The organism is Rhodopirellula sp. UBA1907 (assembly GCF_002337565.1).
In the GTDB taxonomy this organism is placed as follows: domain Bacteria; phylum Planctomycetota; class Planctomycetia; order Pirellulales; family Pirellulaceae; genus Rhodopirellula; species Rhodopirellula europaea.
In genome coordinates, this window is the sequence record NZ_DDGH01000054.1 from 3,829 (window position 1) to 17,079 (window position 13,251).

9 protein-coding genes are annotated in these 13,251 nt (G+C 56.9%); 8 read left to right on the forward strand and 1 reads right to left on the reverse strand.

Annotated features, from left to right (window positions below; translation table 11 throughout):
- The first annotated feature begins 310 nt into the window (after positions 1-310).
- The 8 genes from B2R17_RS11455 (at position 311) to B2R17_RS11490 (ending at position 11,650) form a co-directional block, all read left to right on the forward strand.
- Positions 311-991, forward strand: coding sequence for a hypothetical protein (locus B2R17_RS11455; protein ID WP_008652845.1), 681 nt, complete (start codon positions 311-313; stop codon positions 989-991).
- A gap of 65 nt (positions 992-1,056) precedes the next feature.
- Positions 1,057-2,502, forward strand: coding sequence for a phytoene desaturase family protein (locus B2R17_RS11460; protein WP_037199737.1), 1,446 nt, complete (start codon positions 1,057-1,059; stop codon positions 2,500-2,502).
- Positions 2,499-3,272, forward strand: a complete 774-nt coding sequence (locus B2R17_RS11465; protein ID WP_286764095.1) for an ABC transporter ATP-binding protein — start codon at positions 2,499-2,501, stop codon at positions 3,270-3,272. The genes B2R17_RS11460 and B2R17_RS11465 overlap by 4 nt, the downstream gene beginning before the upstream one ends.
- Positions 3,272-4,942 (forward strand): putative ABC exporter domain-containing protein, encoded by a 1,671-nt coding sequence (locus B2R17_RS11470; protein ID WP_286764096.1) that lies wholly within the window; start codon positions 3,272-3,274, stop codon positions 4,940-4,942. Before B2R17_RS11465 ends, B2R17_RS11470 begins: the two co-directional genes overlap by 1 nt.
- A gap of 177 nt (positions 4,943-5,119) precedes the next feature.
- Positions 5,120-5,674 (forward strand): hypothetical protein, encoded by a 555-nt coding sequence (locus B2R17_RS11475; RefSeq protein WP_008665764.1) that lies wholly within the window; start codon positions 5,120-5,122, stop codon positions 5,672-5,674.
- 92 nt (positions 5,675-5,766) lie between these two features.
- Positions 5,767-7,359, forward strand: a complete 1,593-nt coding sequence (gene cimA / locus B2R17_RS11480; protein WP_008665762.1) for a citramalate synthase — start codon at positions 5,767-5,769, stop codon at positions 7,357-7,359.
- Between the two features lie 98 nt (positions 7,360-7,457).
- On the forward strand, positions 7,458-10,565 hold the full coding sequence (locus B2R17_RS11485; protein WP_286764097.1) for a valine--tRNA ligase: 3,108 nt from the start codon (positions 7,458-7,460) through the stop codon (positions 10,563-10,565).
- Positions 10,566-10,672: 107 nt separating this feature from the next.
- On the forward strand, positions 10,673-11,650 hold the full coding sequence (locus B2R17_RS11490; RefSeq protein WP_008665759.1) for an ROK family protein: 978 nt from the start codon (positions 10,673-10,675) through the stop codon (positions 11,648-11,650).
- A gap of 200 nt (positions 11,651-11,850) precedes the next feature.
- On the opposite strand, the gene B2R17_RS11495 is transcribed toward B2R17_RS11490, so the two are convergent.
- On the reverse strand, positions 11,851-13,140 hold the full coding sequence (locus B2R17_RS11495; protein ID WP_286764098.1) for an MFS transporter: 1,290 nt from the start codon (positions 13,138-13,140) through the stop codon (positions 11,851-11,853).
- Positions 13,141-13,251: the final 111 nt, after the last annotated feature.

Below are 13,251 nucleotides of genomic sequence, written 5' to 3' on the forward strand. Positions count from 1 at the left end.
GTCGCTCGACCTCTCCCCAAACTTCGTTTCGTGAGAGGTGCGTTGTGTGTTAATCTGCCGAAAAGCGGCATCAGAAAACTGCACGACCTCCGCAGGCGGCGGGGGCGTAGTGGATGAGGCCACGAATCCTTGAGTGATCGACGTGGTGGACGAGGCCACGAGTCCTGCGGTTGGGACTCGTTGCCTCGTCCACTACGAAGAGTTGTCCACCACGGATTTTTTTCTGCGTGGGTTTGCGAAACGCTACTCTGTTGGGGCCGATTCGATGGCCAGCATTTCGCCCTCCAACCCGCTGTGATCGACAACGCCGATGAATGAGAATTCCGATCCGCGTCCGTTGCCAAGCCGTCGCGGGCGATTTTCTCTTCGGCAACTGTTGCTCGCGATCACGATGATTGCTTTGGTTTTGGGCAACGTCGTGTCGATCCTCCGCTTGCGAAAGGCGGAGTCTGCGCTGGCGGCTCTGCGATCGGAATCGGGGTATTTGTCGCCCACCGAGGATGATTCCGTCGCCGCTATCCGGGCTCCGTCGGAGCTTCCGCTGAACTACGTTTTTCGAGTTCGTGTTCCCGAAGGCACGCAATTCGACTACCGGTTGGCCTACAGCACTTGGTTGCCGAAGGGAAAAACGCAGCCCGATTGGTACTCGATGATTGCGATTCGGCCCGGTGAATCGTTGGTCACCGTCCGGATTGCGGAAGATCCCCGCGACGAGCGTTGGAAAATCTCTACACTGGTGCGAGATTCCGGCGGGGTGCGGCGGATGGGCACCACGTTGCCCGAGGCTCACACGGCGATCTTCCGAGCGTCGCACGATGTCATATCGACCGGCGTGGCGGGTTCCATGGTCACATTGCCGTTGGGCCAGCCCTTGCGGATACTGGACGATCGATGGCTGGTCGGCGACGAATCACTGTTGCTGTCCGGTGACAAACCCGTCAACACAGACCAAATCGGTGTCTACGCCGAACTGCAGCCCATCGCACGTTGATCGCTGCAACACACACATCTTCACCCGATACACCCAAGCTTTTCGCGAGACCAAAGACCCCAGCCATGGCAAAGGATTTTTTGAAGGGAGCCGCCGACGAATACGACGTGGTCGTGATCGGCAGCGGATTGGCTGGCATGACCTCGGCCAACATTCTCGGCCGTGCCGGACACCGAGTGTTGCTGTTGGAACAGCACTACAAGCTTGGCGGTTTGGCAACCTGGTTCTTGCGTCCTGGCGGGCACACGTTTGACGTCTCGCTTCACGGATTCCCGCACGGCATGATCAAGTCGTGCCGTCGGTACTGGAGTCGCGACATCGCCGACCGAATTGTTCAGCTGAAAAACATTCGTTTTGACAACCCGCAGTTCTCGTTGACGACGACGTTCAACCGAGAAGACTTCACGAAGTTGTTGACGACGAAGTTCGGCATCGAGCACGGCACGGTCAACGAATTCTTTGACACCGCTCGAGGAATGAATTTCTATGACGATCAAGCGACGACGACACGTCAATTGTTTGATCGTTTCTTTCCCGGTCGCGACGACGTGGTGCGGTTGTTGATGGAGCCGATCACGTATGCCAACGGATCGACGTTGGAAGATCCCGCGATCACGTACGGGATTGTATTCAGCAACTTTATGAGCAAAGGCGTGTTCATCTATGAAGGCGGCACCGATGACTTGGTCGCTCGGATGAAGAAGGAGTTGGAATCCAACGGCGTCGACATTCGCATCAATTGTCCCGTCGAGGAAATCGAAGTAGCCGATTCTCCGATCCAAGGCACGCGGGTTTCGGGTGTGAAGGTGCGAGGTCGATCGATCAAGTGTCGCGCGGTTGTCAGCAACGCAAATTTGCGAACGACGGTGCTGAAGATGCTGGGACCGGAAAAACTCGACAAGAAGTTTGTGGAAGAAACCGAGGCGGTGCGACTGAACAACAGCAGCACGCAGGTGTACATGGCATTGAAGCCGGGTGAAGAAATTGATGAGTCGAGCGGCGATTTGTTCTTCACCAGCACGGCGAAAGAGTTCCGGACGGATTTGCTGCTCAGCCGCGACATCACTTCGCGAACATTCAGTTTCTATTACCCTCGAACACGGCCGCACAAAAAGGAACGCTACGCGATCGTCAGTAGTACCAATGCGAACTGGTCGGACTGGGCGAATTTGAGCGAAGAGGAATACGAAGCCAGCAAAGCGGACTTGGTTGAAACAACCATCGACGCGCTCGAAAAATACATTCCCGGAGTGCGGAACAAGATTGATCGTGCCGAAGCGGCGACGCCCAAGACGTTTCATCACTACACCCAACATGAAATGGGCGCAAGTTTCGGGACCAAGTTCGAAGGTCTCGGGGTCAGTCGAGCGTTGCCGCAACAGATCAAGGGCATGTATCACGCGGGCAGCGTCGGCATCATCATGAGCGGCTGGTTGGGAGCGATCAATTACGGTGTCATTGTCAGCAACGAAGTCGATCAAAACTTGGTTGCTGAGTCGACGCCGGTATGATCGAAGTCAGCCAGTTCACGAAGTGCTACGACGACTTCACCGCGGTGAACTCCATTTCGTTTGATGTTCCCGCCGGACGAGTCGCGGCATTGGTGGGACCCAACGGAGCTGGCAAGACAACGACCATTCGAACACTGTGCGGGATCCTTTCGCCGACGGCCGGCGATCTGCACGTCGCGGGCGCGTCATTGAATGACGATCCATTGGCGGTGAAGCGACGGACCGCCTACGTGCCGGATGACCCGCCGCTGTTTGATTCGATGACGGTTGATGATCATTTGCGTTTCATTGCGTCGGCGTATCGGCTGACTGATTGGGAGCCGCTCGCGGAAGAGCTCTGCGGCCAATTTGAATTGACGGAAAAACGCGAAACGATCGCTTCGGGTTTGTCTCGCGGAATGAGGCAAAAGGTTGCGATCGTTTGTGCTTATCTGCGGCAACCCAGCGTGCTGTTGCTGGACGAACCGATGACGGGATTGGACCCGCCGAGTATTCGCCGGTTCAAACAAACCGTTCGCGAACAAGCCGACCGGGGCGCGACGGTTTTGGTCAGTTCGCACTTGTTGTCATTGGTCGATGACATCTGCGATCACTTGGTTCTGATGCGTCGCGGCGAGGTGTTGTTTCATGGGCCGCTGGAACAGGCTCGGCAAGAATTTGGTGGCGATTCGCACTCGCTGGAGGAAGTCTTTTTCCGTTTGACGTCGGAAGATTCGGATTTCGAAGACTCGATTTCCGAAGATTCGATGTCGGAAGAGGAGTCCGCCTGATGAGCGGGCGGCCTTCGATCATCGATCCCGCGTTGACGCGATTGACCGGGGTGCTTTTGAAGACCGCCTTTCGGCAACTGTTCCGGCATTTGAAGAGTCCATCGGGAGCCTTCGTCGGATTGTTGGTCTTGGGCACCGTCGGCATGGGGTTGATGCCGATGATCGTGGCTACCTACACCGGGTCGCTGGACCAAATCAAGATGTACTCGACCGTCACGTCAACGATTCCGTTGATGATGCTGGTGATCGTCGCCATGGCGATTTACTTTGACATCGGACAACAGATCACGGAGCTTCGTCCGCCCGAGTTGCAGTTTGTCTTGGCGGGGCCGTTCACCAACCATCAAATCCTTTCCTATCGGTTGATGACACTGGCGCTCACGTGGGTGGTCAGCAGCAGCTTGATGTCAATCTTTGCTCTGCCCAGTGCTGGGAGTTATCTGTCCGCGGTCTTGGCGATCTACACCGGAGGAATGACGGTCACGGCGCTGACGACATTGCACGCGTTTAGCAAACCGCTGTTGGCGTCTTGGGTGCGAACGTTGATCGCATCGAGCCTGCTGGGTTCGGTCGCGTTGTTGTTGATTTCATCGTTGCCTCTCGGGATGAGCGAAAGCGGGTTTTCATGGCAAACGTGGTTGCTGTCGTGTCAGTCGTCGCCGATCGGATCGATCATGACGCTGCCGTTCGTGCCGTTTGCCAATTTGATGCAATCACCCATCGGGCTCTCGATGCTGGGTTGGCTGGGCGTGTGCGTCGCGATTTTGGTCTCCGCTTTTGCATTGTGCTATTCGATCAACGTCGGATTTGCGGAGTTGGCCGTCGAGGGTGTTTCGCGAAAGCAGGTTCGGATCCAGCGAATGCGTTCGGGCCAATTTGGCCGGCTCAAAAAGAAAGAACATCGTTCCGCTTGGAAGCTGTTTGATTTTCCGTGGTGGGGCGGGATTGGTCCGGTGGCGTGGCACCAAGTCACCTTTGCCATTCGTCGCAACGGAACGTTGTTGGTCGGCTTGTGGGGCATCGTGGTGGTAGCAGGTTTGGGGCTGATGGTTTTTCAGTTCTTTCGCCCGGGGACGATCCACGCCAACTTTCGCGAATTTTCAATGCCGATCGCGATGGCGGCGTCGACCTACTTGGGGTTCCTGCTGACGATGAGCCAGCCGATTGGATTGGCGATGACGCCGAAGTCGTTGACTTGGTTTCGAATGTTGCCGTGTCGCCCGATCGCGATCGTTGTCGGGATGTTGGCTGGGCACGTGGTGGTGTTGGTTTCGATCCGGATCGCGTTTGCGGTGATCGCCGCGTCCATCACGACGCGTGGCTTGGGCGAGGGAGTCGGCGTTTTCGTCGCCGGGGTGAGTTTGGACATTGCGTATGGATCGGCGATCAATTTGGTGACCGCCGCGACGGTTTTGAGAGCGATGCCCACCGGGACTCCCGATGTGCTGCAGGGCGGCCGAACGATGCTCTATATGTTCGTGTTGATGCTGGCCCTGTTGCCGTCGCTGATTGCGGCAGCAATCGCGGGGGGAGTGGTGGCGGTGGTGACCGACAAGGATTGGCTGGTGATCGCACTCGCGGCGGCGACCGGATCGTTGCTGTGCCAACCCGTGATTTGGTGGATCACTTCGGTGTTTTTTCGCGATCGTGAGCTTTTTCAAGCCGATTGACCGGCAAAACCGGGCATTTGCGACTGTTCGCGAGTTTCTTTCTGGCTGGCCCGGCCGGCGAAAACACTGGCCCTACAGAAATTGGGTTCAAAACGATACAACAAGGCCCTGGAAACCGACCTCAGGTTTCTTGGGCGGAACACGTATGTCCAATCGCGACGGGCACCTCAATCAACCATGGCCAGAATCGGAATTTTCTTCGGACTGGTCCTGTGTGGACTGACGGTGGCGGCGCTCAGCGTGACAACGGCGAAGAGCTACACGCAGTTTGTTCCGATGATGTTTGGCATTCCGCTGTTGTTCCTGGGGGTGGTGGGTTTGAACCCGCATCGCCGGATGAGTGCGACCGTCGTCGCGTTGACGCTCGGGTTGCTCGGATTTGCATGCGGTGCGATTCGGTTTGTCGTTTTGATGGTCGATCGGGCGTCGGGTGAGATCATCAATCCGTTGTCGTTGCGATTGGTCGTGGCGATGACAATTGTTTGTTTGATCTTTGCTTTGACCGCGATGATTTGGGTTCGCAAAAGGCGAGAACGATTGAGCCAGCAATTGAACCTGGATCAGCCGAGCGATGATTCGGCACCGAAGCCTGATGACGACCCGACATTGGCTGTTCCTGACGCATCGGTTTCTGGCAAAACGGAGTCCGACCCAGTCTCCACGAAGACATCCACTCCAGCGAATCCATACCAGTCACCTCGCGTGATTGAAAACTCAACGGAGACGCGTTAGCCGAGATTCGCACCGTGATTTCTCGAGAGTCTGCTTTCGCCCCTTTGAATCCCCACGTTCCTTGATTTCATCCCCCCACCTGAATCAGCTACATGAGTGCCACTTCGTCGGCCCAACCGGTCTTGATCTACGACACGACCTTGCGAGACGGCTCGCAAGGCGAAGGCGTTAGTTTTTCGCTGCAAGACAAACTCAACATTGCGATTCGGTTGGCTGAGATTGGGATTGAGTTCATTGAAGGCGGTTATCCACTGAGCAACGAGAAAGACGTTGCGTTCTTTGAACAAATTCGCAAACACGATCTGGGAAAATCCAAAGTCTGCGCTTTCGGGATGACTCGACGACGTTCGATGAAGGCGGAAGAGGATCCCGGGATGAAGGCCTTGGTTGCTGCCAAAACACCTTGTTGCACCTTGGTCGGCAAGACATGGGATTTCCACGTCACGGAAGTTTTGCGAGCCACTTTGGATGAGAACCTCGCCATGATCGGCGAGTCCGCTGAGTTTTTGGCCGGCCACAGCGAGCTGATCTACGACGCGGAACACTTCTTTGATGGCTACAACGCGAACCCCGAGTACGCGATCAAGACGCTGCAAGCCGCGGCAGCGTCGGGTGCCAAATGGTTGGCTCTTTGCGATACCAACGGCGGCACGTTGCCCGAACGCGTGGCCGAAGTGACCCGGATCGCGAAAGAAGCGATGGCTTCGTACGACGTCGGCATCGGTATCCATTGTCACAACGATTGCGAACTCGCCGTCGCGAACTCGTTGGCCGCGGTCGACGTGGGTGCGACTCAGGTGCAAGGAACGATCAATGGGATCGGTGAACGATGCGGCAACGTGGACTTGATCGCGGTGATCGCGAACTTGGCACTCAAGAAAGAGAACACGACGGTTCTCGGCGGACGACCGTTGCAGCAACTGACTGAGCTGTCTCGGTTCGTTTATGAGACCGCCAATTTGCAGTGGCGAAACAACCAACCGTTTGTTGGTCAAAGTGCGTTTGCTCACAAAGGCGGCATGCACGTTCACGCGATCAACAAAGCCGCCAGCACTTACGAGCACATCGATCCGACCTTGGTTGGCAACGAACGCCGTATCTTGGTCAGCGAATTGTCCGGTCGCAGCAACATCGAAGCGATCGCGGGCAAGTACAACGTTGGCGACGACAAGGAACTGCAGAACAAGATCTTGGCCGAGGTCGTGCGACTCGAAAATCAGGGGTACCAGTTCGAGTCCGCTACGGCATCGTTCGATCTACTGATTCGTCGCGTGTCGGGCAAGTTTCGACCGCACTTTGAAACGATCAAGTACCGGGTTGTCGCGGGCGATCGTGATGTGAAGAGCCAGGTTGCCTTCGCCGAAGCGATCATCAAGCTGCAGGTCGGTGACACGTTGTGGTTTGACGCCGCGGAAGGTCACGGACCGGTCAACGCTCTTGATGCGGGTTTGCGGAAGGCGTTGGCGGGGGCTTATCCCGTGCTCAGCGAAATCTCGCTGATTGACTACAAAGTTCGCGTGGTGGATTCCGGCAGCGGAACGGCCGCATCGATTCGGGTCAACATCGAGAGCACCGATGGCAAGGAGACTTGGGGAACGATCGGTGTCAGTGACAACATCATCGAAGCCAGTTGGCAAGCCTTGGTCGATAGCGTCGAGTACAAATTGCACCGAAGCGAAGCTTGATTCGCCGAACCGACCAAGTCATTTGACAGTCATGATTCCAGCGGCGTGACCAGGATGTTCGCCGCCCATTCAAATCACCTCCGTTGACGTTTGTTTTCATGTCCGAAATTCCAACTCGATTTGAACACGCCGAAGAAGCCGACAAGATCGCTCAGGCGTGGACCGATGCCAAGTGTTCTCACGCTGATCCGGAATCCAGCAAGCCGCCGTTTTCGGTCGTGATCCCGCCGCCGAACGTGACCGGTGCGTTGCACTTGGGACACGGGCTGAACAACACGTTGCAAGACATCGTGGTTCGTCGCAAACGCATGCAAGGTTTTGAAACGCTCTGGATGCCGGGGACTGACCACGCTGGCATCGCGACCCAAGCGGTGGTGGAACGTCGACTGAAGGAACAGGAAAACAAGACGCGGCACGACCTGGGTCGCGAAGCGTTGGTGGATCGCATTTGGCAGTGGAAGGATCAGTACGAAGAACGGATCATCGGCCAGCTCAAACGAATGGGCACCAGTTGCGATTGGGAACGATTGCGATTCACGCTCGATCCAATTTGTGCCGCTGCTGTACGAGCGACATTCTTTGACTTGTTCGGCAAACGACGGATCTACCGCGGCAAACGGTTGGTGAACTGGGATACGTTCCTGCAGACCGCGGTCAGTGACGATGAAGTGTTCAACCAGACCAAGAAAGGTCACTTCTATCACTTCCGGTACCCAGTGATTGATCCGAAGCCGGGTGAGCCCGAGTTCGTGACAATCGCGACCACGCGTCCTGAAACGATGTTGGGCGATACCGCGGTGGCGGTGCACTCCGATCCAGCCGCCGCGATCGATGCGGTGGAAGCCGGCCTTCGCGAAAAACTGAGTGACGCGAACGAAAAAGAAGCCGCGGATCTGAACAAACAAATCGAAGCGTTGCAAAAACGCCGCGAAGAGCGATTGCCGGAATTGATCCAGCTACGTGACATGGCGGCTGATGGTCGCAAGTTGATGTTGCCGCTCGTTGATCGCGAAATTGATTTGGTGGCGGACGAATGGGCCAAGCCCGAGATGGGAAGTGGCTGCGTGAAGATCACACCGGCTCATGATCCAAACGATTATGAGGTTGGGATTCGCCAAGATTTGCCAATGATCAACATCCTGAATTCGGATGGAACATTGAATGGCGAAGGCGGCCCGTTCGCAGGATTGACGATTCCGAAGGCTCGCAAAGCCGTGGTCGCGGCCCTCGAAGAGCTGGGGCTGATGGGCGACATCGAAGATCGCGAAATTGAGTTGCCGCACAGCGATCGCAGCAAGACTCCGATCGAGCCTTACCTGGCCGATCAATGGTTCGTGGCGATGGACGAATTGGCTCAGTCGGCGATGGATGCCGTCAGCGATGAACGCGTTCAGATCTTTCCCGCTCGCTATCGCAAGGGTTATCTGGATTGGCTGAGTGAGAAACGCGATTGGCCGGTCAGTCGTCAATTGTGGTGGGGGCACCGCATTCCGATTTGGTCGGTTGGTGGGCTGTCGCAAGAGCAAGCGAATGAGCTATCGAGCGACCTCGAAAAGCTGGCCGAACGGCATCCTGACCAGATCGCTCAGCGGATTGATTCCGACGGAGTGGACACGGCGGGTGAAACCACCCAAGCAATCTTTGTTTGCATCCGCAGCGAAGATGAAACGGTGGAAGCCGATGTCGAAGCGTTGGGATTGCAGCAGGATCCCGACGTGCTGGATACCTGGTTCAGTTCCGCGTTGTGGCCACACAGCACGCTCGGTTGGCCAGCCCAAACACCGGAGCTGGCGAAGTTCTATCCAACCGCGACGCTGATCACTTCTCGCGACATCTTGACGTTGTGGGTGGCTCGGATGGTGTTGATGGGATTGAACAACGTGGGCGAAGTTCCGTTCAGCGAAGTGTTCATTCACCCAAAGATCTTGGACGGTCTGGGCGAAACGATGAGCAAGTCCAAGGGCAACGGTGTGGACCCGATCGATGTGATCGACAAGTTCGGAACGGACGCGTTGCGGTTTGGGTTGGCGCGTTTGGCAACCGAAACACAAGACGTTCGGATGCCGGTTCAGTACGAGTGTCCTTCGTGCGAAAAACTGATTGATCAAACGAAGAAGAACCGAGCGTTGCCGTCGATGGAGTGCCCCGCGTGTGGCAAACCTTTCTCGACCCAGTGGGCGGAAACCGAAGAAGACAAGTCACTGCCAAAGGCCGCCGTGGTCAGCGAGCGATTCGAGACGGCTCGCAACTTCGTCAACAAACTTTGGAACGCGTCACGGTTTGTGATGATGAACCTGGACGGTTTCGAACCGACGTCGCTGGATGTTGCTTCGCTACCCATCGAAGACCGTTGGTTGCTTTCGCGATTGTCGACGGTGACTCAAACAGTTGGTGATGCGATTGAGCGTTATCAGTTCGGCGAAGCCGCTCGCGTGTTGTACGACTTCGCTTGGGATGAGTTCTGCAGTTTCTATGTGGAGATCGCCAAGCCACGGTTGTCGGATGATTCGCAGCGACAGATCGCTCAGAATGTGATTGCACACGGGTTGGATCAATTGCTGCGTTTGTTGCATCCGATCATGCCGTTCGTGACCGAATCAGTGTGGAACCACCTGGGCCAGATCGCTCCGAAACGCGGTGTGCCTGAACCGATCGAAGTTGGTCCGTTTGTAATGACGGCGAGCTTCCCGGTGGCTGACGACTCGCATCATGATTCGCAGATCGAGCGTCAGTTCAGTGAGTTCCAACAGATCGTGGCGGCAATTCGCCAGATCCGTGCGAGCCAAAACATTGCACCGAAAGAGACCGTGCCCGCCGCGATTCGTTGCAGTGCTTCTTCGCAAGAGTTGCTGCAACCGATGACGGCGTATTTCGAGGCGTTGGCGGGTGCGGAAGTTCAGTCGCTCGGTCCGGAGACGACGGCATTTGAAACCGATGCCCACTTGGCATTGCCCGACGTGGATGTGGACGTTCATGTCGACTTAGAAAAATTCATCGATGTCGAAGCCGAGCTGGCTCGCCTTGAAAAGCTGCAAGGGCAGCTGACCGGCCAAATCACCGGCAAACAGAACAAACTTTCCAACGAAAGCTTTGTCAGCCGGGCTCCGGCCGATATCGTGCAAAAGGAACGCGAATCGCTGGCTGGCTTGCAAACGCAGCTGGAAGCGGTCGCTCAAGACATTTTGAAACTGCAGTCGAAAAAATAACGCAGGTGAAATGAGATCGATCGCCGGTCGTTGATGCTTCGCGGTATCGGGGATTCGGTGACGCTCCACCGCCTGTCGCTTCACTCAATCAACCCACGGAAATTCCCTTGAAAGACATCTGGATCGGTTTTGATCTCGGCGGCACCAAAATGCTTGCTGTCGCTTACGATCATGAATTCAAAGAACTCGGACGTCGCCGCCGCAAGACTCGCGGACGCGAAGGCTCTGACAGTGGGATTGCTCGAATCGGTTCCACGATTCAGCGTTTGCTCGAAGAGAATGACCTGGATGTGGACCGCATCGCGGGCATCGGGATCGGATGTCCGGGGCCGATCGATTTGAAGAAGGGGCGGATCTTGATGACTCCGAACCTGGGTTGGGATGATGTGGATATTCAATCGTTCTTGGAAAAGAAGTTTGATTGCCCGGCAACCGTTCTGAACGATGTCGACGCAGGCGTGTACGGCGAGTTTCTGTTTGGTGCGGCCAAGGGAAGCCGATGTGCGGTTGGGGTTTTCCCTGGAACTGGCATCGGCGGTGGCTGCGTTTACGAAGGTCAAATTCTGCACGGCGACGGGATCTCTTGCATGGAGATTGGTCACACACGCATCAGCAGTGGAACGCGTGCGAGCGGCAGCAGCATGTCGGGAACGCTGGAAGCCGAAGCCAGCCGGCTGACGATCGCATCGGAAGCCGCGAAGGCCGCGTACCGGGGCGAAGCGCCCGCGTTGCTCGAGGACGCTGGCACGGACCTGGCAGAGATTCGCAGCGGAGCGCTGGCGGATTCCATCAAGAATGGCGACAAGGCGATCAAGGCTTTGGTCGAATCTGCCAGCGTCACTGTTGGATACGGCGTCGCCAACATAGTGAACTTGTTGTGCCCCGATACCATCATCTTGGGCGGCGGTTTGGTCGAAGCGATGGAAGATTTGATCGTTGGTACCGTCCGCAAAACGGCACGTGAAAACGTGATGCCGGTCTACAAGGATCGATTCGAAGTCAAGCCTGCGAAATTGGGTGACGATGCCGGAGTGCTTGGGGCCGCGGCATGGGCCAAGAAGACGTATCCACAACCGCCCGAGTGATTCGCGTTAGGTTGATTGTGAGCTGTGTCGATCCGCGAGCGGATCGGTTGGAGGAGTGATGTAGGCCAGGTTGTACCTGGCGACCGCGCCGATGCTTTGCAAGAATCGAGGCGTTCACACCAACCGGCATTCGTTCGCGAGGGGCGGTGGCCGTGGCATTTCACCAAATGCCATGTGAAACATGGCCTACGGCTACGGCTTTAGGCGTCGTCGAGTGTTGCGGCGAGGGGGAAGAGCAGGCTGATCATGGCGGTTGCGATCATGGCGATGCCGGAAGCGAGCATTGCTCCTGACATTCCAATCGCACCCGCGGTTTGGCCCCAGACGAAAGATCCCAATGACATCGATCCCGCCATCATCGTCAGGTAACACCCCATCCCGCGGGCTCGCAGTCGGCTGGGCAATGTGATCTGGGCAGTGGCGTTGAGTGTCGTCAACGTCGCCATCCAACCACAACCCATCAACAACGTCGCGGCGAGCAGAATCGGCCAAGCGGGCTCGGAACTCAGCGTCAACATACCAATCGCGTAGAGCGTCATTGCCGCGGCGATCGTTCGATCGGAACCCAAACGCGAACGAACGCGTGGCAGCATGGATGCGCCGACGACGGCACCGACTCCGATCATCGCGACCAAAATGCCGAATCCCTGGGCACCCCAGCCCAACGCGGTCTTGGCGTACAGCGGCATCAGTGACCACAACGCACTGCCGGGCAGAACGAACAAGACGACTCCGAGCATCACGTGCCGCATCGTTCGCTTCAACGCGACGTAACGGATGCCCTGTCTCATCGAGGAAAAGAAGGATCGGCCGCGACTGGTTTCGGTCGTATCGCGTTGCCAACGTATCAAAACCGTCAGGACTCCCGCGAAAGAGATGGCGTTGATCGCGAAGGTGCTCCAGATTCCCAGCAAAGCAATCAGCACGCCGCCGATGGCTGGGCCAACGGCGCGGGCGAGGTTGAAGCTGATGCTGCCCAGCCCCACCGCTCGACTGATTTGCCAGCGCGGAACCAATTCCGGGATGGCGGATTGCCAAGTCGGGACGTGCACGACCATGCCCAATCCGATGATGAACGTCATCGCGAGCAGTCCCCAAGCGGTGATGACTCCGGTGGCGGTGCTAACGGCCAGCATCGCGGTGACGAACAACAGGATCGATTGCGTTCCAATCAGCAGATGACGCTTGTCGATTCGGTCTGCCAGAACGCCTGCTGGAATGGCCAGGAACACGATCGGCAACGCCATGGAAGTTCGGACGGCGGCAACCATTTCCGGTGTCGCGTCGAGTGTGGTCATCAGCCAACCGGCACCGACCTCGTGGATCCACGTCCCCAAGTTGGACGCCAAGGATGCGATCCAGAACAAACGGAACATCGGTTGACGCAGCGGCTCCCAGGCGGATCGGCCGGCCGTCGGTGATCGCTGGCCGGCGTCCACCACGACGGAAGCGTAGGGCGAGGCGATCGGTCGGGATGAATTCAGGGACATGCAAATCTAACGCGGGAGACGATTTTGGAAGGGGAGGCGGGCTCGTTCGTCATGGTGGCAAAAACGCGGGGCGGATCGCTGCACGGACGTCCTCAGCGGTGGTAATCGCGC